We start from the raw sequence: 24,158 nt of genomic DNA on the forward strand, positions 1-24,158 counted from the left end.
CTTAGAAGTGGTACTTGACCAGCAGGCTGGCGGTGTCCTGGTTGGTCTCGAAGGCGCGAGAGTCCTGGACGCCGTACTTGTTCTTCCAGTAGTCGTACTCGAAACCGACGTACAGCTGCTTGGCGCCCCAGTTCAATGCCTTGCCCAGGTCGTACTTGACCTGTGGATTGAAGTGCAGGTTGGCGTGGTAGGTGCCCTTGGAATTGCGGTCGTTGTCCACGACCCAGTCCATGTAGCCGTCGATCAGGATGTCCGAGCGGCCCACGGGAATGGTGTAGGACCACACCGGGGTGATCTGCCAGACGTTGTCGCCCGGGCGGCTGCCTTCGGTGTGGCGCTGGTAGAAGTTGAGCTGGAAGTAGTCGAAGCCGGGTACCGCCAGGTCGAAACCGGGACCTACCAGGTAGGACTCGTTGTCGCCTTCGCCGAATTCATAGGTGAAGGCCAGGAGCACATCCTTGATCGGGCCGAATTCCAGCTTCTGGTCGAAGATCTTGCCGAACGAAAGACGCGGGGTGAACTCGCCGTAGTAGGTGTTCGGGCCGACGTTGCCGTCTTTCTTGCCGTTATAGAAGATGCGGTCGAGGAAGAAGAAGTTGTCCCCGTACTTCCAGGCGTCGGCGTGCTCGAAGGTCACGGTCTGCTGGATCTGCGGGTTGATCTTGAAGTCCTTGCCGTACAGGTAGGTCAGGCTGTTGTTCTGCCATTGCAGCAGGTCCCCGGCCATGGCCTGGCTCCCGGCCAGCAGGCCGGCGGCCAGCATCAGGCGTGTGCTCACAGGTTTCATTCGGTTGCTCCCAAAGTAGGTGTTTCAATGTTTTTTTTGATCTGGCGCTCTGGTGTGGCGCCTTTTTTCTTTGCTTCGAACACTGTCCGATCGCTCAGCTCGGCCGCTTTTAACGGCTGCTGTGGCAAGGCCGAAAAAAGCGAAAGAACCATCGCCCGGCTGTAGCGATACAGTCGGCAGAGGGTTCTTGTGCTTTGATTCCTGCGCCTTGATACCTGCCTGGGCCGGGATAAGTTGGCTTTCAGGTCAGGTTTTTCGTCCGGGCTTTTTTTTACCTCGGAGTTGCGCGGCCGCGGAGAATACTGGCTCCCACGGCGGCGCTCAAGTACGGCACAGCGCTGTACTTGCAGCCACGCTGGGGCAGGCCGGGCGCCAGGTCTGGCCACCGGCTCGCAAGGATGGGGAATGGCAGGGCCATGACCGTTGGCGGCCTGGCTGCGTGGCGCCCGGGGAATGGGGGCCACTGGGTAACTGCGGGCAGTCTGCATGGTGGTGCTCCCTGGTTGTTCTTGTTATCAAGGCGCAGCGGTGCAGGCAGCGCTGGGCCCAGGGTGGGCCGTGGCTGCGGTATCGGTTCAGGGCATGCTCGGGCGCCAACCTGGCGCCCGGGTCGTTCAATGCTGGTGGACTTGCCGGTGGCTGTCGGTGACTCGTTCGGCACCGCCAAGGATGTTGAACAGCAGGTTCAGCAGCAGGGCGCTCAAGGTGGCCATGGCGATGCCGCTGTGGGTGATGGGGCTCATCCACAGCGGCAGGTGGGCGAAGAACTCCGGGCGTACCACCGGGATCAGGCCCATGCCGATGCTCACCGCCACCAGCAACTGGTTGCGCCGGTCGGCGATGTCGGCCTCCTGGAGGATCTTGATCCCGGTGGCCGCCACCATGCCGAACATGGCGATGGCCGCGCCACCCAGGACCGCCGGGGGAATCGATGCCACCAGGAAGGCCGCCTTGGGCAGCAGGCTGAGGACGATCAGCAAGCCGCCGGCGACCATGGTCACCGAACGGCAGCGAACCCCGGTCATCTGTACCAGGCCGATGTTCTGGGCGAACGAGGAATGGGTGAAGGTATTGAGGAAGCCGGCGAAGAACGAGGCCCCGGCGTCACACAACAGGCCACGGCGCAGCATGCGCGGCGTGACTTCCTGGCCGGTGATCTTGCCCAGGGCCAGGAACATGCCGGTGGACTCGACGAAGATGATCACCACCACCAGGCACATGGAGAGGATGGGGGCCAGGTTGAATTGCGGCATGCCGAAGTGCAGGGGCGTCACCACCTGTAGCCAGGGCGCCTGGGCCAGGCCGCTGAGGTCGACCATGCCGATCAAGCCGCAAAGCAGGTAGCCCAGGCCCATGCCGATCAGCACGGAAATGTTCACCCAGAACCCACGCATGAAGCGGTGGATCAGCAGGATGGTGCCCAGCACCAACCCGGCGACGATGAGGTAGATGGGGGAGCCGAATTGTGCCGAGGTCCCGCCGCCACCGGCCCAGTTCACCGCCACGGGGAACAGCGACAAGCCGATCGAGGTGATCACCGTGCCGGTGACCAGGGGTGGGAAGAAACGCACCACCTTGGACATGAAGGGCGCGATCAGCATGCCGAAGAACCCGGCGGCGATGGTGGCGCCGAAGATGCCCTGCAGGCCGATGCCGGGCATGCCGGCCATGGCCACCATGCTGCCCACGGCGGCGAAACTGGCGCCCATCATCACCGGCATGCGAATGCCCATGGGGCCGATGCCGAAGGACTGGACGATGGTGGCGATGCCGGCCACCAGCAGGTCGGCGTTGATCAGGAAGGCGATTTCTTCACGACTCAGGCCAGCGGCCTGTCCGATGATCAGCGGTACCGCGATCGCGCCGCCATACATCAGCAGGACGTGCTGCAAGCCGACCAGGATCAGTTGCAGGAAAGGCAAGCGCTGAATGGCTGGCGCATCGGGGACGCACTGTTCGGATGAATCGGACATGCAACACCTCGGATCTTTTTTATTCTTGTGATTTAGCCACCGCGCCATTGGCGTAGTGGTATGCAGCAACAGGCAAATCATGATCGGCCGATGGCGAGCCAGCCCGCCCCTACAGAAGCACCGATCCTGTAGACGCGAGCTGCTCGCCGCTGGGCCTGGCGCCAGGCGCTGATCAGTTGGTCTGGGCCCCCTGGGCGATCCAGGCGCCGATCAGTTCACGTTCCTGCTGGGTCATCTGGGTGATGTTGCCCAGGGGCATGATCTGGCTGGCGACGGCCTGGGCCTGGATGCGTGCCGCCTGCAAGCGGATCTGCTCGGGGGTATCGAACATCACCCCGGCTGGCGCGGCGCTGAACAACGGGCTGGTGGGCTTGGCCGAGTGACAGACTGCGCAACGTTCCTGGATCACGTTGTGGACCTTCTCGAAGCTCGGCCCGGTATTGGCGGCCTGGGCCGGAGCGCTGGCGGCCGGAGCTGGCGCCGAGGCTTGGGTGGCTGGCTTGGCACCCCCGCCCAGGGCGGTTTCCGGCAATGGCTGGTACTCGATCTTGGCGGGGGCCTTGGCCACTTCCGGGGTGCCGGGAGTGCCGGCCGGGCCGGTGACGTAGGCCAGGCAGATCATGCCCAGCGCCGCGACCGGCAGGGTCCAGGCGAACTTGTGGCTGTCATGGCGAGTGTTGAAGTAGTGGCGAACCAGCACCGCCGCCACCGCGATACCGGCCAGGATCAACCAGTTGTACTGGCTGCCGTAGGTGCTCGGGAAGTGGTTGCTGATCATGATGAACAGCACTGGCAGGGTGAAGTAGTTGTTGTGCCGCGAACGCAGCAAGCCCTTGGCCGGCAGTACCGGATCCGGCGTCTGGTTGGCCTCGATGGCCGCTACCAGCTGGCGCTGGGCCGGCATGATGATGCGGAACACGTTACCCACCATGATGGTGCCGATGATCGCCCCGGTATGCAGGTAGGCACCGCGACCGCTGAACACCTGGCTGAAGCCGAAGCAGGCGGCGATGATCAGCACGAACAGCACCAGGCCCAGCAGGGCCGGTTGCTTGCCCAGCGGCGAATCGCACAGGAAGTCGTAGATGAACCAGCCGGCGACCAGCGAACCGACGCCGATGGCGATGCCCTCGCCACCGCTCAGGGTGCTGCCGGGGGCCAGCAGGTACAGGGTCGGGTTCCAGTAGAACACCAGGCACAGCAGGGCGATCCCCGACATCCAGGTGAAATAGGCTTCCCATTTGAACCAGTGCAGGTTCTCCGGCATCGAGGGTGGTGCCAGCTTGTACTTCTCCAGGTGGTAGATACCGCCACCATGGATCGCCCAGAGATCGCCGGACAGGCCGTTCCTGGGGTTGACGCGATTGAGGTTGTTCTCCAGCCAGACGAAGTAGAACGATGCGCCGATCCAGGCCACACCGGTGATCATGTGTATCCAGCGCACGCTCAGGTTGAGCCATTCCAACAGATGTGCTTCCACAGTCTTTACCTCATGCCCGTCACCCTTGTTGTCGGGGGATCAGGCCTTCTCTTATTGGTGGGGGGCGAGGATCAAACGCTCATCCTCTTTGAAGAAATGCTCATCGCAGTTGTTGCCAGAACCACTGCGATCGACCACCAGGAAGTCATCCCGCTTTTCGATCGTCAGCACCGGGTGGTGCCAGACGCCGCGATGGTAGTTGATGCCCTGCCTGCCATTACTGACAAAGGCGCGGACGAGACCTGATACAGGTGCATCGCCAAGTGGCGCGACCACGATCAGAAAGGGGTTGCCGAGCAGCGGGATGAAAGCCTGGCTGCCCAGCGGATGACGTTCCAGCATGCGGATGGTGAGCGGCATCTCCAGCGCGTCGGCGCGGAAGATGCTGATGATCGCCCGGTCCTCCGGCTGGGCGGTCTCGACCGTCGCCAGGCGGTGGAAGCGCATGGTCGAACCGTTGTTGATCATGAAGTGGTCGCTGCCGTCGGTTTCGATCACGTCTCCGAAAGGGGCGAAGGCTTCTTTGCTCAGGGGCTCAATGGTCAATGTGCGCATGCTGTTCTTCTTGAATTCTCTATGGGTTGCTGTTGGCCATGTCCGGCGCTGCTCACCGAGCGGTTTCAGCCTGCATCCCTGGCGGATGCCCAGGGCTGTTCGCGGCTCGTGTCCGGGAATCGGTGCGGCTGGATGCGAAGGTGCGGGCCCCGAGGTTCGGCGAGGCTCCGGACAGCCGGGCATGCACCCTTGCGGGTGGCGGGCTGCGGGCAGGATATGGCGTGGTTGTTCATTGTTCTTGTCAGCCTTTATCGGTGGTTTTGCCGCGGCAGGCCGGGCCTGCCTCGACCACTGGCTACAGCGTCTGCAAGCGGAACAGGGCGATCTTGTTGATTTCCGCCAGGGCGCACTTGAACTCGGTGTCCACCGAGTTGTGGATGCGGGTTTCGAAGGCGGCGAGGATCTGGTGCCGGTTGCTGCCCTTCACCGCCATGATGAAGGGAAACTGGAACTTAGCCTTGTAGGCATCGTTCAGTTCGGTGAAGCGCTGGAACTCCTCGGCGGTGCACTGATGGATGCCGGCGCCGGCCTGCTCGTTGGTGCTGGCCGCGGTCAGTTCACCCTGGATCGCGGCCTTGCCGGCGAGGTCCGGGTGGGCGTTGATCAGCGCCAGTTGGCGGGCGTGGTCGGCGCTGAGGAGGATGTCGCTCATGCGCTGGTGCAGCCCCTCGATCTGGTCGATGGAGGCGTCCAGGCCCAGGTCATGGGCCTTTTCGGCCACCCATGGGGAATGCTCGTAGATGTCGGCGAAGGCCTCGATGAAGCCTGTGCGGTCCAGGGTCGAGGGCTTGAGGGTCTGGAATGCGGTCATTTCGCCGCTCCCTGGCAAGGGTGGACCTGCTGCCAGTGACGGGCGATATCCACCCGCCGGGTGAACCACACCTGTTCGTGGCCCTTGACGTACTCGATGAAGCGCTTGAGGGCGGCCAGGCGTGCCGGACGTCCAACCAGGCGACAGTGCAGGCCGATGGAGAGCATCTTCGGTGCCTCTGCACCCTCGGCATACAAGACGTCGAAGGCGTCCTTGAGGTAGTGGAAGAAGTCATCGCCCTTGTTGAAACCCTGCACCTGGGTGAAGCGCATATCGTTGGTGTCCAGGGTGTAGGGGATCACCAGGTGCGGCTTGCCGGTGGGGTTGTTGGGTTCCCAGTAGGGCAGGTCGTCGTCGTAGGTGTCGCTGTCGTAGAGGAAGCCGCCTTCCTCCATCACCAGGCGCCGGGTGTTCGGGCCGGTGCGCCCGGTGTACCAGCCCAGGGGGCGTTCGCCGGTGATCTCGGTGAGGATGCGGATCGCTTCGAGCATGTGCTCGCGTTCCTGGGCCTCATCCATGTACTGGTAGTCGATCCAGCGGTAGCCGTGGCTGCAGATCTCGTGGCCGGCCTCGACCATGGCGCGGATCACGTCCGGATGGCGCTGGGCGGCCATGGCCACGGCGAAGATGGTCAGCGGGATATCGAATTCCTTGAACAGCTTGAGGATCCGCCAGACGCCGGCACGGCTGCCATATTCGTACAGCGATTCCATGCTCATGTTGCGCTCGCCCTGCAGGGGCTGGGCGGCGACCATTTCCGAGAGGAAGGCTTCGGACTCCTTGTCGCCATGAAGGATGTTGCGCTCACCGCCTTCTTCGTAATTGAGCACGAAGGACAGGGCGACGCGGGCATTGCCTGGCCAGTGAGGGTGAGGAGGGTTGGAGCCGTAACCGATCAGGTCGCGAGGGTAGTCAGCGCTCACTGCAGTCTTCCTTATTGTTCGTGGTAACTGTGGCGTGGCGGGACCTGAAACCGGGAAGAGCCAGGTGAGCGTCACTGCGATGGCTTGATTGTATACAAGTTTATAATCGGTTTGTAAGCCCGTTTTTTTGCAAATTTACCCTTTTGTTGCTGCACAATCTCCCTGCAAGAAATCTGCCCAAGTGGTCAGCTTATGAATCGCAAGTCGCCAGGCGGCGTGCTTTTGGTCTTGATCGGCGGTCGACCGACAGTAGCTCTGGAGTGGACGATGAGTGCAATTATTATTGTGTACAATTTTAGATAAAAGTGTCTTAATCGTGGCCTCGCCATGCTCGTTGCCCAGCCGCCGATCATGGCCGCCCTTTCTTTCACTGACTCCGGGAGGCGCGAGGCCTGAAGCTCGATCGCAACAGGCACGCAGAATCAATGGGACGTTTGACTACACACGTTTTGGATGCCGCACACGGCTGCCCTGGCAGCGCCATCAAGATCGAGCTGTATCGGGTCGAAGGGGCGCAGTTGGAACCGGTCGCCACCGCCGTCACCAACAGCGACGGGCGCTGCGACGCACCGCTGCTGCAAGGCGATGAGTACCGCAGCGGCGTCTACCAGTTGCACTTCCACGCCGGCGATTACTACCGCGCCCGCGGTGTGCAGTTGCCGGAGCCGGCATTCCTCGATGTGGTGGTGCTGCGTTTCGGCATCAGCGCCGAGCAGGATCACTACCACGTGCCGCTGCTGATTTCGCCCTACAGCTATTCGACCTATCGAGGAAGCTAGGACTTTCCCCCAAGAATCCTGCGCAAATAGCTTTCTTTGGTCCTTGCCCGCCCCACACTGCGGGCTTTTTTTTGCCCGCGACCAGGGCGGGCCGGTGTGTTGCCGGGGCGCCCATGAAAAAGCCCCATCCGACTGGACGGGGCTTGGCGACAAGGGCCGAGAACTACAGGAACACGAACTTGGCGATGAAGATCGCACACAGCACGTACAGACTGATGGAGATTTCCTTGTGCCTGCCGGTACCGGCCTTGAGCACCACGTAGGTGATGAAACCCAGGGCGATCCCGTCGGCGACGGAAAAGGTCAGGGGCATCATGATCGCCGTGACGATCGCCGGAATGCTGTCAGTGGCTTCTTCCCAGTCGATATGGGCCATGCCGCCCATCATCAGCATCGCCACGTAAATCAGCGCGCCAGCGGTGGCGTAGGCGGGGATCATCCCGGCCAGCGGGGCGAAGAACATCGCCGCCACGAACAGCACGCCCACGGTGATGGCGGTCAGGCCGGTACGGCCACCGGCGGCCACGCCTGCGGCGCTTTCCACATAGCTGGTGACCGGTGGCACACCGACCACCGCGCCGAACACGCTGGAGGCGCTGTCGGCCTTGAGCGCCCGGGACAGGTTCTCGATCCGTCCGTCAGGGTTCACCAGGCCGGCGCGCTGGGCCACGCCCATCAGGGTGCCGGCGGTATCGAACATGTGCACGAACAGGAACGCCAGGACCACGCTGATCATGCTGACGTTGAACACCCCGGCGACATCCATGGCCATCCAGGTCGGCGCCAGGCTTGGCGGCGGGGAGAGGATGCCGTTGTAGTGCACCAGGCCCAGGCCCCAGCCGGCCAGGGTCACGGCGATGATGCTGATCAGGATCGCGCCGAACACCCGGCGATAGCTGAGCACGGCGATCATCAGGAAGCACACCGCAGCCAGCAGCGGCCCCGGCTCGCGCAGGGAGCCGAGCTTGATCAGGGTCGCCGGGCTGTCGACGATGATCCCGGAGGTCTTGAGGCCGATCAGGCCGAGGAACAGCCCGACCCCGGCGCCCATGGCGAAGCGCAGGCTGGCCGGAATGCTGTTGAGCAGCCATTCGCGGACCCGCGACAGGGTCAGGATCATGAACAGCACGCCGGAGACGAAGACCGCGCCGAGGGCGGTTTCCCACTGGTAACCCATGGTGCCGACCACGGTGTAGGTGAAGAAGGCGTTGAGCCCCATGCCCGGTGCCAGGCCCACTGGCCAGTTGGCGTACAGGCCCATCAACAGGCAGCCCAGGGCCGCGGAGATGCAGGTGGCGACGAAGGCGGCGCCGTGGTCGATACCGGCGTCGGCCATGATGTTCGGGTTGACGAAGATGATGTAGGCCATGGTGATGAAGGTCGTCATGCCGGCGATCAGCTCGGTCTTCACCGTGGTGCCATGCAACTTGAGTTTGAAGATGCGCTCCAGCCAGCCGCTGTTCGGCGATGACGAGAGGTTGAGCGGAGAGGCTTCGGATTTTCGGCTTTCCACAGCGAGTACTCCTCAAGAGTTTTATTGTTTTTTCCAGAACCGGGCACGCGAGGGTGGGCAGCGGCTCTTTGAGGCAGGTCAGGCGCGTGGGCTTAGTTGACCCTTGGGTCAAGAACTCACAGTTGGCGATTATGCTTTTGTATACAAAGAATGCAAATAATGTTTTTTGGCTTGTGTGCGAAGGCTCTGCCAGGCACGGCTATATCGAGCTTGCAGGCAATCGGGGCTCAAGACGGGGAGATGGCAGGAGGCGGGCGCCGGGAGCTGATGCCCGCCCAGGAAGTCAGGCGTCGGCCGGTTTGCCGGCCAGGGCCTGGTTGACCGCCAGCCAGCCATTGACCGCATCTTCACCCGCTTCGGTAAAGGCCCGTTGCAGCAACTTGACCTGCTCGCGGCGCAAGGATTGTTCGAAGCGCACGCCTTCGGCGGTCAGTTGCAGCAGGCGTTTGCGCTTATCGCAGGCTGGCGTGACGCTGTTCACCAGGTGCATTTCCAACAGTTGGCGCAGGGGAGTGTTCAAGGCTTGCTTGCTGACTCCCAGCAGGGCCAGCAACTCCTTCACGCTCAACTCGGGGTAGCGAGCGATGAAAAACACGATGCGTTGATGGACGCGGCTCAGGCCGCGACGTTGGAGCATTTCGTCGGCCTTGGCGGTGAAGGCCTGGTAGCCGAAGAAGAAGGCTTCCATGGCGATCTGCTGCGAGGATTGCTGTTTAAGGTCAAGCATATTGACGTATCTGCGAGAGTCGGCGTAATTTTCGGTCAAGCAGTTTGACGTATTTTTCCAGCCCTTCGCTAGCGGTGACTCCATGGCCTTCTCCGAACGTGTATCGCGTCTCAAAAGCTCCCTGATCCATGAAATCCTCGTCGCGGCCCAGCTCCGGAGGTGATGTCGTTCGCTGGAGGCCTGCCCGCCGAGGCGATGTTGCCCAAGGTGCAGTGGCAGGCCATGCAGTGGATCGGCAGCGACCGGTTCCAGCAGCATCTGCAAGACCTGCGCAGCTACTACCGCCAGCGTCGTGATGCTTTCGAGGCGGCCTTGCAGGCTCACTTCAGCGACTTGGCGCACTGGCAGGTGCCTGCGGGCGGATTGTTTTTCTGGCTGAGCTTGAAACAGCCCCTCGACACCCGCACTTTGCTGAAGGCGGCGTTGGAACGCGATGTCGCCTTCATGCCCGGTGAGCCGTTCTTTAGCGAACCGGACCACAACCACGGGCATCTTCGGTTGAATTTCAGCCACATCGATCCGGCGCGGCTGGACGAGGGCCTCAAGCGGCTGGCCACCGTGATACGTCAAGCACAGGCTGCACAGGCAGCCTAGGGGAGGGCCATGTACAAGGTTTATGGCGATTACCGTTCAGGCAACTGCTACAAGATCAAGCTGATGCTCAACCTGTTGGGGCTGCCTTATGAATGGCAGGCGGTGGATATCCTTGGCGGGGATACCCAGACCGAGGCATTCCTGGCGAAGAATCCCAACGGCAAGATCCCGGTCCTGGAACTCGAGGACGGCACTTGCCTGTGGGAGTCCAACGCGATCCTCAACTTCCTTGCCGATGGCAGTGAATTCCTGCCCAGCGAGCCGCGGCTACGGACCCAGGTCCTGCAATGGCAGTTCTTCGAACAGTACAGCCACGAGCCGTACATTGCCGTGGCGCGTTTCATAAAAGCCTACGAGGGCTTGCCCGAGGAGCGCCGAGAGGAATACCTGAAGCTGCACAAGCGTGGTTACAAGGCGCTGGATGTGATGGAGAAACAACTGAGTCGCACGCCGTACCTGGTGGGCGAGCATTACTCCATTGCCGACATCGCGCTGTATGCCTACACCCATGTGGCCCATGAGGGTGGTTTCGACCTGGCCGGCTATCCCGGGATCCAGGCCTGGATGCAGCGGGTGGCGAGTCATCCGCGATATGTGGCGATGTTCGATTGAGCGGCGGCCGGCGCCTGACGGGCGCCGGATCTTCGCGTCAGGTTGTTCAGGCTGCGGAAAAACGCTGGTTCAGGTAGTCGATGATCACCTTGGATTCGTACATCCAGGTGGTCTGCCCGTTCTCTTCGATGCGCAGGCACGGCACCTTGATCTTGCCGCCTTGTTCCAGCAGGGCCTGGCGGTCCTGTGGGTTGTTCTTGGCGTCGCGCAGTGCCACCGGCACGTTGAGGCGGTGCAGGGTGCGGCGGGTCTTCACGCAGAAGGGGCAGGCGTGGAACTGGTATAGCGCCAGGCCCTGGGCGGCCTGCTCGACCTGGGCCTGGGCGGCGGCGCTGCGCTGCTGCTTGCGCGGGCGGGTGATGAAGTCGATGAAAATGATGAGTTGGCCTAGGCCGACTCGCAGTGCTTTGACGATCACGGTGTTGCCTCTTGCCCATGGATGAAGGGGCGGCAGCTTAACCGATTTTTGCCAGGCGAAAAAAAACCGGCGATCGACGCCGGTTTTTTCATTTCCCGCCTGTCACTTGATCAGGCTGAGGAACTCGCTGCGGGTCGCGGCATTCTCGCGGAATTCACCGAGCATCACCGAAGTGATCATCGACGAGTTCTGCTTCTCCACGCCGCGCATCATCATGCACATGTGCTTGGCCTCGATCACCACGGCCACGCCCAGGGCACCGGTCACTTGCTGGACGGCGTCGGCGATCTGCCGGCTGAGGTTTTCCTGGATCTGCAGGCGCCGGGCATACATGTCGACGATGCGCGCGACCTTCGACAGCCCCAGGACCTTGCCGCTGGGAATGTAGGCCACGTGGGCCTTGCCGATGAAAGGCAGCAGGTGGTGTTCGCACAGCGAGTAGAGCTCGATGTCCTTGACCAGTACCATTTCGCTGTTGTCGGAGCTGAACAAGGCACCGTTGGTGACCTCTTCCAGGGTTTGTGCATAACCGCGGCAAAGGTACTGCATGGCTTTGGCGGCGCGCTTGGGCGTGTCGAGCAGGCCCTCGCGGGAGACGTCCTCGCCCAATTGGCCGAGGATCGCGGTGTAATTCTGTTCCAGGGACATGAAACTACCTGTGGGATTTTACGCAAAGGGCAAGGGTACGGTGGCCGGCACGGCGCTGCAAGCTCGATGCAGGCGCTTTATTCGTCGCGGCCTTCCATCATGGTGCGCTTGAGCATCACATACAGCGCGCCGGTGCCGCCATGCCTGGCCTGGCAGGAAGCGAAGCCCAGCACCTGCGGATGCTGGCGCAGCCAGGTGTTGACGTGGCTCTTGATCATCGGCCGCTTGCCGTCCAGGCGCACGGCCTTGCCGTGGGTAACCCGCACACAGCGAATTTCGAACCTGGTGGCTTCGGCGAGGAACGCCCAGAGGGTTTCCCGGGCTTTCTCCACGGTCATGCCGTGCAGGTCGAGGCTGCCTTCGAAGGGGATCTGGCCGATCTTCAGCTTGCGCATCTGGCTGTCCTGGACCCCATCGCGGGCCCACATCAGCTCGTCTTCCGGCCCCACGTCGATGACGAACTGGTCGGACAAGCCGTCCACCGTGGTGGTTTCGCTGCGTACGGTGGCAGCCTGGCGCAGCTTGGCGATCTGCGCCCGGTCGGTCTTGGGTTTGCCTGTTTCGGCACGGTCATGCTTGATCGGCTTGATGCCGCGCATTTCGTTCTTGAACAGGGAAAAGTCGTCGTCTTGCATGTCAGCCTCCGCGAAGGGCGGCTAGTTTACCCAAGTCGGTACGCCTTCAGGCGCGTAAATCGCGCCGTGGGCTGTCTCAGTCGTGTTTTTTCATCAGGTGCGGGGCCATGTTCAGCGCCAGCGGCTGTCGCATGCGCCGTCGGCAACGTCGCCACAGGCGCACGCCGGCATACAGCAGTACCAGGCCGATCAGCAGAACCACCGTCGAACCCAGCGGTTGGGCGTTGAGTTCGCCCAGCGCCGGCGCGCGTCCCAGCAGGCTGGCGATACCGGCCATGGCTAGCAGCACGCCGCAGGTCGCCAGCAATGCGGAGAATGCCGCTCCCAAGCGCAAGCGCCAGTTGCGCGGGCTCTTGGGCCGCAACCGGCGTGCGTCAAAACCATCGGATATCTTCATTCCGACCTTCCTCAGTGGGTATCGGCCCTTCGACCGGAAGTTGATCGGGTGGTTCCTGAGGCTCGGGTAATTGCTGCAAATGCGTGGCATTCATGGATGAGCGGCCCGCCAGCCGCTCACCGGAGGGCGGTCAGATCAGGCTTGCGGTCGAGGCCAGGGTGGCGAAGTTGTCGGCCATGATCGCCATTTCGGTCTGCTGGACGTGTGCAGCGCTGAGGATGCCGTCCTTGTAGGGCAGGTCGCGGGTGGCGCAGGCATCTTCCACCAGGGTGCAGCGAAAGCCCAGGTTCTTCGCCGCGCGGACGGTGGTGCTGACGCTGGAGTGGCTCATGAAACCGGCCACGATCAGGTCCAGGGAGCCCAGGTCCTGCAGGCGCTTTTCCAGTTCGGTGCCGTGGAAGGCGCTGGGCAGCAGCTTGCCGATGATGGTCTCGTCACCCTGGGGTTCGAGGCCGGGAATGAATTCGCCGCGTTCGCCCTGGGGGTCGAACAGGCCACCGACGGTGCCGAGGTGGCGGACATGCACGATGGGCCGGCCGGCTGCCCGGGCGGCGCTCAGCAGCTGGCGGATGTTGGCCACTGCCGCGTCCATGCCGGACAGGGCCAGGGGGCCGCTGAGGTACTCTTTCTGGGCGTCGATGATCACAAGGGTCGCGTGGCTCAAATTGGCCGCCGCATAACCACGACCGCTGAGTTGAAACATCGTCTTTGGAACGGACATTCTGGGGCTCCTGTGAGTGGGGCGTTTGCGACATTGTCCTCTGGCGGAGCGCTTCTGTGAATCGCTACTAACGTAAGGGGCGCCGTTGCTGGCCTGCAGCCATGTCAAGGGCTATCGTCGAACGCCCTTCGAGAGGAGCCAGGGCGCTCGCCGGTCGATTGCGCGGCAATGGTTTTCACGCTTAGTCGACAACGGCTTTGGCTGTTAGAATCGTCGGTCGTTTTGTCAGGAGTCTGTTCCGTGATCACTTCCCGTCTACGTACCTTGCGTGACCATATCCGCTGGGCTGTCAGCCGCTTTCATGGGGAGAATCTGTTCTTCGGCCATGGCACCGACAATGCCTGGGACGAGGCGCGCCAACTGGTACTGGGTGCCCTGCATCTGCCCTGGGAAATTGCCGATAGCTATCTGGACTGCGCGTTGGAAGACAACGAGCTGGTCCACTTGCAGCACTTGCTCAAGCGCCGCATCGAAGACCGGGTCCCCGTGGCCTACCTGCTGGGCGAGGCCTGGTTCTGCGGCCTGCCATTCATGGTCGACGAGCGTGTGCTGGTTCCCCGCTCGCCCATTGGCGAACTGATCGAGAAGCGCTTCGAGCCCTGGCTGGCCAACGAGCCGGCCCGCATCCTCGACCTGTGCACCGGCTCCGGCTGCATCGGCATCGCTTGTGCCTACGAGTTCCGTGATGCCCAGGTGGTGCTCGCGGACCTGTCCTTCGAGGCCCTGGAAGTGGCCAACCAGAACATCGAGCGCCACGGCGTCGAAGAGCGGGTCTTCACCGTGCAGGGCGATGGTTTCGATGGCCTGCCAGGCCAGCGCTTCGACCTGATCGTGTCCAACCCGCCCTATGTCGACGCCGAGGATTTCGCCGACATGCCCGAGGAATACCAGCACGAGCCCGAGCTGGGCCTGGCTTGTGGCGAAGATGGCCTGAACCTGGTGCGGCGCATGCTGGCCGAAGCGGCCGGGCACTTGACCGAAAAGGGCCTGCTGATCGTCGAGGTGGGCAACAGCCAGGTGCACGTCGAGGCGTTGTATCCGGAGGTGGATTTCGCCTGGCTGGACTTCGAGAACGGTGGCCATGGCGTGTTCATGCTCACCGCCGAACAATGCCGTCAGCACCAGGCGCTCTTCGCTTCTCGTCTCTGAAGGGGGCCGCCGGCCCGCGCAATGCGGGCCCTGGCGGCAAGGGGATGCGGCTCAGCGGTGAGTCGCGATCCAGATCAGCAACCCGGCCTGGAATACGGCGAAGGCCACCAGGCAGGTGATGGTGAAGCGCAAGCCGGCATCTTCACGCTTGTACTTGGTGACTTTCTCATCCTGCTTGCGCAGCTTGCCTTCCAGTTCCTCCAGGTTCTGTTCGGCCTGCTGGAGCATCTGCGCGGCTTCCAGTATCTCCACGAACTGCAGTTTCTCGGTGTTCCACTGGCTCAGCAGCTCACCGACCTGGACGTCCTTGACGCTGCCCTTGAGGTGCTGGGCATCGGCGTAGGCCACGTCGAAACCCTGCATGCGCAGCACATGGTCGCGGCGCAGGCGGGTGTCTTCATTCAGGGCGTCCTTGTTCGCCAGGTCGAAGCCGTCGACCCGGTAGTGCGGCCATTTCTTCTGTGCCCACTGTGCAGCCTGGGCCAGCAGGAAGCGGCCAATCCCACGATTCAAGGGTTCGATCTGCAGGCCGCCCTCGGGCTCGAAGCAAACCCGGCGAGTGTCGTGCTCGACCCACACATCCAGGTGGTTCTGTTCCTTGCGCACCCGTTGCCCGGGCAGGCTGACGTTCAGGCGCAGCAGGCTGTATTGCTTGTTGCTGCGCTCGGCGTAGCCGAACTCGATGAAACGCAGGGGACGTGAGCCGGTGGCGCGATCGGTTTGCAGGGGAGCCAGGCGCAGCATCTTGCGGTGCTCGACCTGGACGTCAGCCCAGGGGCGCGCTGCCGGCTCCGGGGCGACGGTTTCCTGCTCGGCGGAAGATGAATTCTGGGTATCAGTCATAACGGCAAGTCCTGTCCAATCGCTGTGCGCCGACAGCAATCGAACGGCCGGCAAAGGCTTATCGGCCGTTTTTTCCAGGACTGGAGGGTTAAAACAGGCTAACGGGTGTGAAGTCCGTCAATAAAGTCGGTGATGGCACTGCCCAGCTGTGCCGCCAGGGGCAGTTGCGGGTCCTTGTAGGAGGCCAGCTGGCGCTGCAGGTCGTTGGGCACGATGCGCATCACATGGTTCATGCCCTCGATCAGCGCCAGCCGGGCATCGGGTTTGGCGGCCTTGAGCACCTTGGCATCATCGACGCTGACCTGGATGTCGTTGCTGCCCTGGACGATCAGCGCCGGCATCTTCAGGCGGGCGAACGCAGCGGCCGGATCATCGCGGAACAGCGTGATCAGGTAAGGCTGCACGCTGGGACGGAAGATCACCTGCAAGGCCGCGGGCACATCGCTGTCGACCTTGCCGGCCTTGAGACTGTCCAGCAGTTCGTTGGCCCGCACCATCAAGCCCGGGGGCAGGCGGTAGCTCAATTGCTGGCGCAGGACCTGGTCTACCGGCCGGGCGGTGCCGGCGATGGAGATCACCCCGGCGGCATCCACTTGCGGCGCGGCGAGGCTGGCGATCAGCGCCCCCTCGCTGTGGCCCAGTACCACCAATTGGCCCAGGCGCGGGTCGGCCTTGAGCTTGTTACCCCAGGCGACGGCGTCGGCCACGTAGGCCTCCAGGGTCAGGTTGCGTTCGTCCGGGGTGGCGGCGAGGCTGGCGGCCACCCCGCGCTTGTCATAGCGCACGCTGGCGATGTTGTGCCGGGCCAGCACCCAGGCCAGGCGCTTGAGGTTGTCATTGCGCCCGCCGTCGGGGTTGTTGCCGTCGCGATCGGTAGGGCCGGAGCCGGAGATGATCAGCACGACCGGCACGGGCTGCGCGGATTTGGGCAGCAGCAGCGTGCCGTACAGCTCGCCATGGCCGGTATCCAGGCTGATGGGACGTTGCAGGACGGTGGCCTGGGCCAGGCCGGTGAACAGGAACAGACTCAGCAGAAGAACTCGCAGCATCATCACGCCATCATGGAAAAGGTGCCCGTTGGACTCGGGCAAGGGTCGAAGGTTCGAGGATGAACTACTTGGGTAGCCTGCGTATACTGCCGTGCTGCCGGGAGCTGTTGCCGTGGGTCGATGGAGGATCGACAAACCGTAACGGGACCTGGTCCAGATTGAGTCATTCCCGCTGATTTCACGGAGCGCCCCGCATGTCCGGCAATACCTACGGCAAGCTGTTCACTGTCACCACCGCCGGCGAAAGCCATGGCCCGGCGTTGGTCGCCATTGTCGACGGCTGCCCGCCGGGCCTCGAGCTGTCCCTGCAAGACCTGCAGCGCGACCTGGACCGGCGCAAGCCCGGCACCAGCCGCCACACCACCCAGCGCCAGGAGCCCGACGAGGTCGAGATCCTCTCCGGAGTCTTCGAGGGCAAGACCACCGGCTGCTCCATCGGCCTGCTGATCCGTAACACCGACCAGAAGTCCAAGGACTACTCGGCGATCAAGGATCTGTTCCGCCCGGCCCACGCCGACTACACCTACCACCACAAGTACGGCATTCGCGACTACCGTGGCGGTGGCCGCAGCTCGGCGCGGGAAACCGCCATGCGCGTGGCGGCCGGTGCCATCGCCAAGAAATACCTCGCCAGCCAGGGCATCGTGGTGCGGGGCTACATGAGCCAGCTGGGCCCGATCGAAATCCCGTTCAAGACCTGGGACTGCGTAGAGGACAACGCCTTCTTCAGCCCCGACCCGGACAAGGTGCCGGAGCTGGAGGCCTACATGGACCAACTGCGCCGTGACCAGGACTCCGTGGGCGCGAAGATCACGGTGGTCGCCGAAGGCGTGATGCCAGGGTTGGGCGAACCGATCTTCGATCGCCTGGATGCCGAACTGGCCCATGCGCTGATGAGCATCAACGCCGTCAAGGGCGTGGAAATCGGCGCCGGTTTCGCCTCGGTGTCCCAGCGTGGCACGGAACACCGGGACGAGCTGACACCGGAAGGTTTCCTCAGCAACAACGCCGGCGGCATCCTCGGCGGCATCTCCTCGGGCCAGCCGATCATTGCCCACCTGGCCCTCAAGCCGACCTCCAGCATCACCACTGCGGGGCGCTCCATCGATGTCGACGGCAACCCGGTGGACGTGATCACCAAGGGGCGCCACGACCCATGCGTGGGCATCCGCGCCACGCCGATCGCCGAGGCGATGATGGCCATCGTGCTGATGGACCATCTGCTGCGTCATCGCGGCCAGAACGCCGACGTGCGCGTCGGCACTCCGGTCCTGGGCCAGCGTTGATGCCGGCGCTGCCGGTCGCCACGGTCGAATGACCGTGGCGACATTGCCGTACTGGCGGCTTTCCAGCTTCTACCTGTTCTATTTCGCGCTACTGGGTTCGACCGCGCCGTTCCTGGCGCTGTACTTCGACCACCTGGGGTTTTCCAGCGCGCGGATCGGCGAGCTGGTGGCCATCCCCATGCTCATGCGGTGCGTGGCGCCGAACCTCTGGGGCTGGCTCGGCGACTACACCGGCCGGCGCCTGGCCATCGTGCGTTTCGGCGCGATCTGCACCCTGGGCTGTTTTTCCCTGATCTTCATCGACCAGAGCTACGCCTGGCTGGCGATGGTCATGGCCCTGCATGCCTTCTTCTGGCACGCGGTGCTGCCGCAGTTCGAGGTCATCACCCTGGCCCACTTGCAGGGGCAGGCCTCGCGCTATAGCCAGATCCGCCTCTGGGGGTCCATCGGCTTCATTCTCACGGTGGTGGCCCTGGGGCGCTTGTTCGAATGGCTGAGCCTGGATATCTACCCGGTCACCCTGGTGGTGATCATGGCGGGGATCGTCCTCAGCAGCCTGTGGGTGCCCAATGCCCAGCCGCCGGCCCAGGGCCAGCGGCTGGCGGGGGAGGGATTTCTCCGGCAGGTGCGGGCCCCCGGGGTGCTGGCCTTCTACTTGTGCGTGGCGCTCATGCAACTGAGCCACGGTCCTTACTACACCTTCCTGACCTTGCACCTGGAGCGCCTGGGCTACAGCCGTGGGCTGATTGGCATGCTCTGGGCCCTTGGGGTGGTGGCCGAGGTGCTGATGTTCCTGGCCATGAGCCGGATCCTGGCGCGGTTCTCCGTACGCCGGGTGTTGCTGGCCAGCTTCCTGCTGGCGGCCCTGCGCTGGTTGCTGCTGGGCAGCCTGGCGGAGTTCCTCTGGGTGCTGCTGTTGGCCCAGGTGCTGCACGCCGCGACCTTCGGCAGCTTCCACGCGGCCTCCATTCATTTCGTCCAGCGCAGCTTCGGGGCGCGCCAGCAAGGCCAGGGCCAGGCGTTGTACGCAGCCCTGGCGGGCACCGGTGGCGCTCTCGGAGCGCTCTACGCCGGCTACAGCTGGAACGCCCTGGGCGCGACATTGACCTTTAGTATTGCCAGCGTCGCAGCCCTGGCCGCAGCCGTTATCATTGCCACCCGCATGCAAGAGCAGAGGCCCTGAGCCTGTTTCTCGCACTGTTGCCTGTCGTGGCCAGCGACCCTGCCAAAGCTCCTTCGACGAAGGCGCCGGCGTTGTGTCCGAACGGCCCCACCAAACTCCAGGAGTCACCACTATGAGCAGCCTGTCCGTCTATCACGTCTCCAGCCCGGACCTGCCGAACAAGGTCCTGACCCATTTCGAGGATATCGCCGCCACCCTGGCCGAGCAGGGCATCGCCATCGAGCGCTGGCCGCACGCTACCCGGATCGAACCCGGCGCCAGCCAGGAGCAGGTCCTGGCCGCTTGCCAGGCCCAGCTCGACCCGCTGATGAGCCAGCGCGGCCATGCCTCGCTGGAAGTGCTCAGCCGCAAGGGCAGCTATGCGGACATCGACGGCAGCTTGCCCGAGGAGCAGCGCTTGGATGACGACGCAGCGTTGCTGTTGCTGGCCGGGCGCGGGCTGCTCTACCTGCACATCGACGACTACGTGTATGGCCTGGTATGCGAGCGGCATGAGCTGGTCTCGCTGCCGGCAGGCACCGCCCACTGGTTCGACATGGGCGAGCAGCCGGACCTGGTGGCCATTCGCTTGTTCGGTGGCAAGACCGCGATTCAAGCCGCCAAGATCACCGGTGACGCGATCGCCAGTGTTTTCCCACGCCTGGACGACTGACCTGGCAAACGCACTCGGGCCGGCGCCACGCAAGGTGGGGCCGGCCCGAGCAGCTGGATGGGCAGCGACTTACAGGGAGTGGTAAGTCGGCAGGGCGAAGCGGTTCTGGCTCTGCAGCAGGGAAATCTGTGGCAGCTCGCTGGCCTGCTCGGCCAGGTCGCGGCGGATGGCACTGATGACCCACGACAACTGGTCTGCGGCGTGCAATTGGGCGTAGGAAATCGAACGCTTGAACTCCTTGCCCTCGCTATTGCGCAGGGTGAGCAGGATGCCGCCATCGGGGCGCGCCAGGGTGGTCACTTCGAAGTTGGAGAACAGGGAGGAAAACTTTTCTTGGATCAGGCTCATGTCTATCAGCTCCGTTAGTTCTTGAAGGGCAAGCATGGAGTGATAGGTGCAGCGATTGTGCCAGTATTGGATTTTATAAAAATCCTTATATATCAATAGCTTATAAAATAATCTGAAAAAAGAATTCGTGCAAATTGCATGAATCGCCATCGTGCATCCTGCATTTTGCAGGTTGTGGCGGGGCAGGGCGCATGGTGGCCTTGATCATTGTGACCATCGGGCCGGCAAGAAAATTCAATGCCGATCCAAGGCCATGAAGTGCCATCAAAGGGCGGCGCTGGAGATACAAAACTTTGCAAAAACCCCGTGTACAGCTTCGCGAGGGCTGACGTATTTTCCAGCTCGTCAGCCCTTGCTGCGCTGGTCTTGCGCCAGCGCTGGACAGGGGCTTGCAGCGACATGGAATGTGTTGCGGCGCGGCCCTGGTGACCTCGCCAGAAGGATAATAAGAATATAGGACGCCCTTCATGAACGATCTGCGCATACCCTCGGCGGCGCTGCCTGCCGCACTCTCCCCGACTCATCCGTCGTTCCTTTCCAGCAGCTGCGGCCTGCGTCGCCTGCCGGTGCTCCGATCCCGAGTCGCCAATCCCGGTTGAGCCCCGCACGTCATCCGTTGCCAGCGCCCGGCCGGCCAGGTCCGGGCACAGACCTTTGTCGTCGAGCCGGAGCCACCATGAACAAGCAAAAGAGCGACATGATCACCTGGGGCATGATGCTGCGTAAGGTGCCGTCCATTGCCCGGGCGCTGCCTCGGGTGGTGCGCGGCATCAGGGCCGGGAACATCGAGAAGGCGGACCAGCCCTGCGGCCTGGGCTGGAGCTTCGAACAAGCGACCAGGCGCAATCCCCAGGGGCCGGCATTGCTGTATGGCAATCGGGTCCTGAGTTACAGCCAGGTCAACCAGTGGGCCAACCGCATCGCGGCCTACCTGCAGGAGCAGGGCATCGGCAAGGGCGATGTGCTGGCGGTCTTCATCGAAAACCGTCCGGAACTGCTGGTCACCGTACTGGCGGTGGCCAAGCTCGGCGGGATCTGCGCCATGGTCAACACCGCACAGACCCAGGGGGTGCTGGTGCATAGCCTGAACCTGGTCAAGCCGGTGGCGATCATGGTCGGCGCCGAGTTGCTGGCGGCCTATTCGGCGGTGCGCGACCAGGTCGGAATCGAGCCGCGGCGCACCTGGTACGTCGCCGACCAGGACACCCTGGCCGATCCCGGAGCCACCCCCGAAGGGCTGGTCAACCTGATGGCCGAGAGTGCCGGCTATCCGGGGGACAACCTGGCCCAGACCCAGCGCATCTTCCTCGATGACCCTTGCTTCTACATCTATACCTCCGGTACCACCGGCTTGCCCAAGGCAGGCATCTTCAAGCACGGGCGCTGGATGCGCACCAGTGCCGGCTTCGGCACCATCGCCCTGGATATGCAGCCTGAGGATGTGCTGTATTGCACCTTGCCGCTGTATCACGCGACCGGCTTGTGCGTGTGCTGGGGCTCGGCCATCACCGGGGCCTCGGGGTTCGCCATACGCCGCAAGTTCAGCGCGAGCCAGTTCTGGGACGATGCCCGGCGCTTCCAGGCGACCACCATAGGTTATGTCGGTGAGTTGTGCCGCTACCTGATCGACCAGCCGGGTTCGCCACGCGACAGCGACCACCAGGTGTTCAAGATGATCGGCAACGGCCTGCGCCCGGGGGTCTGGAGTGAATTCAAGCAGCGCTTCGGCGTCGGCCATATCTGCGAGCTATACGCCGCCAGCGACGGCAACATCGGCTTCAGCAACATTCTCAACTTCGACAACACCGTTGGGTTTTCCCTGATTCCCTGGGCCTTGGTGGAGTACGCCCATGACACCGGTGCGCCGCTGCGCAACAGCCAGGGGTTCATGCAGAAGGTGGCCAAGGGCGGCCAGGGCCTGCTGCTGGCGAAGATCGACGACAAGGCACCGCTGGATGGCTATACCGATCCGGAGAAGAACCTCAAGGTGATCCTCAGGGACGTGTTCGAGAAGGGCGACAGCTACTTCAATACCGGCGACCTGCTGCGTGATATCGGTTTTGGTCATGTGCAGTTCGTCGATCGCCTGGGCGATACCTTCCGCTGGAAGGGCGAGAACGTCTCCACCACCGAGGTCGAGAACATCCTGCTGGGGCACCCGCAGGTCGCCGAGGTGGTGGCCTACGGCGTGGAGATCCAAAACACCAATGGCCGTGCGGGGATGGTGGCGATCACCCCGGCGGAGTCCCTGGCGACCCTGGATTTCAGCGCGCTGTTGCAGTTCGCCCGGCAGCAACTGCCGGGCTATGCGGTGCCGCTGTTCCTGCGGATCAAGGTGAAGATGGATACCACCGGTACTTTCAAATACCAGAAGAGCCGCCTGAAAGAGCAGGCCTTCGATCTCGAACGCACCGGTGACGATCCGATCTATGCCTGGCTGCCGGGTTCGGACACCTATGTGCGCTTGACCCCGCAGATCTTCGCCGACATCCAAGGAGGGCGCCTGCGCTATTGATTGTGTCTATGGCGGTCCTTGGGAAAAAGAGGGTGACAGGCTGCGGCCGGCTTGGGGAAACTAGCGACTTTCCGATTTGCCGAACCTGGAGTTACCGATGACCGACAAAAGCCGCCAGATGACTGAAGACGAGGCCGCCCAGTTTGTCGAGCAGGTGTTCAACGTCGCCCGCCAGGGCGATGCCCAGATGCTCGACCGGCTGGCCGGTGGTGGCCTGCCGGTCAACCTGCGCAACCACAAGGGCGATACCCTGCTGATGCTGGCCGCGTATTACGGGCATGTGGAGGCGGTACAGGTGCTGCTCAAGCACAAGGCCGACCCCGAGATCCGCAACGACAACGGCCAGAGCCCGATCGCCGGGGCCGCCTTCAAGGGCGATCTGGCGGTGGTCAAGGCGCTGGTGGAGGGGGGGGCCCAGGTCGAGGGCGCCTCTTTCGACGGCCGTACTGCGCTGATGATGGCGGCGATGTTCAATCGCACCGAGATCGTCACCTACCTGATCAGCCAAGGCGCCGATCCCAAGGTTCGCGATGCCAATGGCGTCAGTGCCCTGGAGGCTGCCCGGACCATGGGCGCGGCGGATACCACCGCGCAACTGGAACAGCTCCTGGCCTGAGGCGCGAGAGCGGCGAGGGCTTGGGCCCTCGTCGTTCAGCAGGACCGACCGCGGACTTTAGGCTATCCTTCGCGCCCTCGAAATTTCCTTGCCTCCAGGATGCGCCCATGAAGACCGCCCTTATCGAACTCATCACCAGAATCAGCTCCGGCTGCATGGGCGACGCCGAGATCCAGCGGATCGCCGATGAAGCGAGCCAGGCCTATGCCGATCCCGAGGCGTTCCTGACGGCCAACCCCGACATCAACTATGACGACAGCTTCCCCATCTCCCTGGGCGAATGGGTGGTGGTCGGCAGCCTGCCGGACACCGTGTTGTTCCAGGCCGATACCTACGTCGACCTGTTCAGCCAGATCGTCGCGTCCTTCGGCAAGGACGTGTCGTTCAATATCAAGCCCAAGCAACTGGCCAAGACCGAAGCTTTGACCGCCCTGAACCGGATCCAGATCCAGATGGGCAGCATGAACCCGGAGAACGGCGGCTACGTGCTGGTGAACTTCAGCCAGTTGCTGGACGACGAACTGCAGATGGTCCTGGTCTACGGCCACGATGTGCCGCGAGTGCTGGAGCTGTGTGCCGAGGTGGGTATCGCCGCAGCCCCGGCCCTGGAGGCCCTGAAGGTCGCGGTGCACGTCTGATTCGTCAATGTCGTGAGATCTCACGGAACCCTGATGGTGGCCGGCTATCCTAGAAGGAAGCACACCATCATTAGGGAGCGACACCATGGGTTCCACCTTCAATGGCCTGGTCGGCCTGATCATCCTGGCCCTGGATATCTGGGCCATCATCAACGTCCTCAAGAGCGGCGCCGAGACGGGCATGAAGATTCTCTGGGTACTGCTGATCATCCTGCTGCCAGTGCTGGGGCTGATCATCTGGGCCATCGCCGGGCCCCGGGGGAATGTGCGCCTCTGACCGCCAACGGATCGAGCGTCAGCAAGAGA

At 63.0% G+C, this 24,158-nt stretch carries 28 protein-coding genes and 1 pseudogene; 11 read left to right on the forward strand and 18 right to left on the reverse strand.

All coding sequences use genetic code 11. The features are described from left to right. Position 1: 1 nt before the first annotated feature. The 7 genes from AC3WK8_RS21565 to puuE form a co-directional block, all read right to left on the reverse strand. Positions 2–787 carry an outer membrane protein OmpK gene (locus tag AC3WK8_RS21565; protein WP_085596818.1) on the reverse strand — a complete coding sequence of 262 codons (786 nt, stop codon included), beginning with the start codon at positions 785–787 and terminating at the stop codon, positions 2–4. Then, entirely contained in the window at positions 784–1,275 is a 492-nt protein-coding gene (locus tag AC3WK8_RS21570) for a hypothetical protein (protein WP_143494583.1), read from the reverse strand. Before AC3WK8_RS21570 ends, AC3WK8_RS21565 begins: the two co-directional genes overlap by 4 nt. Before the next feature lie 126 nt (positions 1,276–1,401). Next, complete coding sequence (locus AC3WK8_RS21575) at positions 1,402–2,760, reverse strand: nucleobase:cation symporter-2 family protein (RefSeq protein ID WP_085596817.1); 1,359 nt, start codon at positions 2,758–2,760, stop codon at positions 1,402–1,404. 172 nt (positions 2,761–2,932) lie between these two features. Further along, a complete protein-coding gene (locus AC3WK8_RS21580) occupies positions 2,933–4,240 on the reverse strand; it encodes a urate hydroxylase PuuD (protein ID WP_085596816.1) in 1,308 nt (435 codons plus the stop codon). A 51-nt stretch (positions 4,241–4,291) separates the two neighbouring features. After that, positions 4,292–4,795, reverse strand: a complete 504-nt coding sequence (locus tag AC3WK8_RS21585; RefSeq protein ID WP_022640170.1) for an ureidoglycolate lyase — start codon at positions 4,793–4,795, stop codon at positions 4,292–4,294. A 295-nt stretch (positions 4,796–5,090) separates the two neighbouring features. After that, positions 5,091–5,606: a 2-oxo-4-hydroxy-4-carboxy-5-ureidoimidazoline decarboxylase gene (uraD, locus tag AC3WK8_RS21590; protein ID WP_022640169.1), complete on the reverse strand. Its 516-nt coding sequence runs from the start codon at positions 5,604–5,606 to the stop codon at positions 5,091–5,093. After that, positions 5,603–6,529, reverse strand: a complete 927-nt coding sequence (puuE, locus tag AC3WK8_RS21595) for an allantoinase PuuE (RefSeq protein WP_085596814.1) — start codon at positions 6,527–6,529, stop codon at positions 5,603–5,605. Before puuE ends, uraD begins: the two co-directional genes overlap by 4 nt. 425 nt (positions 6,530–6,954) lie before the next feature. Here puuE and uraH point away from each other — a divergent pair, with 425 nt between their 5' ends. Beyond that, complete coding sequence (uraH, locus tag AC3WK8_RS21600; RefSeq protein WP_031320284.1) at positions 6,955–7,308, forward strand: hydroxyisourate hydrolase; 354 nt, start codon at positions 6,955–6,957, stop codon at positions 7,306–7,308. A gap of 163 nt (positions 7,309–7,471) precedes the next feature. On the opposite strand, the gene AC3WK8_RS21605 is transcribed toward uraH, so the two are convergent. Continuing rightward, positions 7,472–8,821 carry an NCS2 family permease gene (locus AC3WK8_RS21605; RefSeq protein WP_022640166.1) on the reverse strand — a complete coding sequence of 450 codons (1,350 nt, stop codon included), beginning with the start codon at positions 8,819–8,821 and terminating at the stop codon, positions 7,472–7,474. A gap of 283 nt (positions 8,822–9,104) precedes the next feature. Further along, entirely contained in the window at positions 9,105–9,548 is a 444-nt protein-coding gene (locus AC3WK8_RS21610; RefSeq protein ID WP_103325813.1) for a MarR family winged helix-turn-helix transcriptional regulator, read from the reverse strand. 210 nt (positions 9,549–9,758) lie between these two features. Between AC3WK8_RS21610 and AC3WK8_RS21615 the strand changes: the two are divergent. Both AC3WK8_RS21615 and AC3WK8_RS21620 read left to right on the forward strand, forming a co-directional pair. Then, positions 9,759–10,142, forward strand: a pseudogene (locus AC3WK8_RS21615) (aminotransferase class I/II-fold pyridoxal phosphate-dependent enzyme); the annotation flags it as partial. Positions 10,143–10,151: 9 nt separating this feature from the next. After that, the gene (locus tag AC3WK8_RS21620) at positions 10,152–10,754 is read left to right on the forward strand and encodes a glutathione S-transferase family protein (RefSeq protein WP_103325814.1); all 603 of its coding nucleotides are present in this window, start codon (positions 10,152–10,154) and stop codon (positions 10,752–10,754) included. Positions 10,755–10,800: 46 nt separating this feature from the next. Here AC3WK8_RS21620 and AC3WK8_RS21625 read toward each other — a convergent pair whose 3' ends face one another. The 5 genes from AC3WK8_RS21625 to AC3WK8_RS21645 form a co-directional block, all read right to left on the reverse strand. After that, complete coding sequence (locus AC3WK8_RS21625) at positions 10,801–11,172, reverse strand: glutathione S-transferase N-terminal domain-containing protein (protein WP_085596812.1); 372 nt, start codon at positions 11,170–11,172, stop codon at positions 10,801–10,803. Positions 11,173–11,274: 102 nt separating this feature from the next. After that, positions 11,275–11,820, reverse strand: coding sequence for a GTP cyclohydrolase I FolE (gene folE / locus AC3WK8_RS21630; protein WP_011062625.1), 546 nt, complete (start codon positions 11,818–11,820; stop codon positions 11,275–11,277). Between the two features lie 77 nt (positions 11,821–11,897). Further along, a complete protein-coding gene (locus AC3WK8_RS21635; protein WP_022640161.1) occupies positions 11,898–12,455 on the reverse strand; it encodes a Smr/MutS family protein in 558 nt (185 codons plus the stop codon). 76 nt (positions 12,456–12,531) lie between these two features. Then, a complete protein-coding gene (locus AC3WK8_RS21640) occupies positions 12,532–12,852 on the reverse strand; it encodes a hypothetical protein (protein WP_053133259.1) in 321 nt (106 codons plus the stop codon). A gap of 130 nt (positions 12,853–12,982) precedes the next feature. Further along, positions 12,983–13,573: a cysteine hydrolase family protein gene (locus AC3WK8_RS21645; protein ID WP_031320281.1), complete on the reverse strand. Its 591-nt coding sequence runs from the start codon at positions 13,571–13,573 to the stop codon at positions 12,983–12,985. Between the two features lie 240 nt (positions 13,574–13,813). Between AC3WK8_RS21645 and prmB the strand changes: the two genes are divergently transcribed. After that, the gene (gene prmB / locus AC3WK8_RS21650) at positions 13,814–14,722 is read left to right on the forward strand and encodes a 50S ribosomal protein L3 N(5)-glutamine methyltransferase (protein WP_103325815.1); all 909 of its coding nucleotides are present in this window, start codon (positions 13,814–13,816) and stop codon (positions 14,720–14,722) included. A 51-nt stretch (positions 14,723–14,773) separates the two neighbouring features. On the opposite strand, the gene AC3WK8_RS21655 is transcribed toward prmB, so the two are convergent. Beyond that, positions 14,774–15,565 carry a hypothetical protein gene (locus AC3WK8_RS21655; protein ID WP_103325816.1) on the reverse strand — a complete coding sequence of 264 codons (792 nt, stop codon included), beginning with the start codon at positions 15,563–15,565 and terminating at the stop codon, positions 14,774–14,776. A gap of 98 nt (positions 15,566–15,663) precedes the next feature. Further along, the gene (locus AC3WK8_RS21660; protein ID WP_085596809.1) at positions 15,664–16,617 is read right to left on the reverse strand and encodes an alpha/beta hydrolase; all 954 of its coding nucleotides are present in this window, start codon (positions 16,615–16,617) and stop codon (positions 15,664–15,666) included. Positions 16,618–16,808: 191 nt separating this feature from the next. On the opposite strand from AC3WK8_RS21660, the gene aroC reads away from it, so the two are divergent. The 3 genes from aroC (at position 16,809) to AC3WK8_RS21675 (ending at position 19,735) form a co-directional block, all read left to right on the forward strand. After that, a complete protein-coding gene (gene aroC / locus AC3WK8_RS21665; RefSeq protein WP_022640155.1) occupies positions 16,809–17,900 on the forward strand; it encodes a chorismate synthase in 1,092 nt (363 codons plus the stop codon). Between the two features lie 28 nt (positions 17,901–17,928). Beyond that, positions 17,929–19,083 carry an MFS transporter gene (locus AC3WK8_RS21670; protein WP_177409119.1) on the forward strand — a complete coding sequence of 385 codons (1,155 nt, stop codon included), beginning with the start codon at positions 17,929–17,931 and terminating at the stop codon, positions 19,081–19,083. Positions 19,084–19,195: 112 nt separating this feature from the next. Next, a complete protein-coding gene (locus AC3WK8_RS21675) occupies positions 19,196–19,735 on the forward strand; it encodes an acireductone dioxygenase (RefSeq protein WP_103325817.1) in 540 nt (179 codons plus the stop codon). Positions 19,736–19,804: 69 nt separating this feature from the next. Here AC3WK8_RS21675 and AC3WK8_RS21680 read toward each other — a convergent pair whose 3' ends face one another. Both AC3WK8_RS21680 and AC3WK8_RS21685 read right to left on the reverse strand, forming a co-directional pair. Then, positions 19,805–20,083: a DUF3509 domain-containing protein gene (locus AC3WK8_RS21680; protein ID WP_022640152.1), complete on the reverse strand. Its 279-nt coding sequence runs from the start codon at positions 20,081–20,083 to the stop codon at positions 19,805–19,807. 92 nt (positions 20,084–20,175) lie between these two features. Then, entirely contained in the window at positions 20,176–20,484 is a 309-nt protein-coding gene (locus tag AC3WK8_RS21685; protein WP_143494577.1) for a hypothetical protein, read from the reverse strand. Positions 20,485–20,759: 275 nt separating this feature from the next. Between AC3WK8_RS21685 and AC3WK8_RS21690 the strand changes: the two genes are divergently transcribed. The 4 genes from AC3WK8_RS21690 to AC3WK8_RS21705 all read left to right on the forward strand — a co-directional run bounded on the left by AC3WK8_RS21690 (position 20,760) and on the right by AC3WK8_RS21705 (position 24,129). Next, complete coding sequence (locus tag AC3WK8_RS21690) at positions 20,760–22,598, forward strand: long-chain-acyl-CoA synthetase (protein ID WP_103325818.1); 1,839 nt, start codon at positions 20,760–20,762, stop codon at positions 22,596–22,598. Between the two features lie 97 nt (positions 22,599–22,695). After that, positions 22,696–23,214 (forward strand): ankyrin repeat domain-containing protein, encoded by a 519-nt coding sequence (locus tag AC3WK8_RS21695; RefSeq protein WP_022640150.1) that lies wholly within the window; start codon positions 22,696–22,698, stop codon positions 23,212–23,214. Positions 23,215–23,321: 107 nt separating this feature from the next. After that, on the forward strand, positions 23,322–23,852 hold the full coding sequence (locus AC3WK8_RS21700) for a hypothetical protein (RefSeq protein WP_022640149.1): 531 nt from the start codon (positions 23,322–23,324) through the stop codon (positions 23,850–23,852). An 85-nt stretch (positions 23,853–23,937) separates the two neighbouring features. Continuing rightward, entirely contained in the window at positions 23,938–24,129 is a 192-nt protein-coding gene (locus AC3WK8_RS21705; RefSeq protein ID WP_011062611.1) for a PLDc N-terminal domain-containing protein, read from the forward strand. Positions 24,130–24,158 lie beyond the last annotated feature (29 nt).

This window comes from Pseudomonas sp. FW507-12TSA (assembly GCF_058781435.1).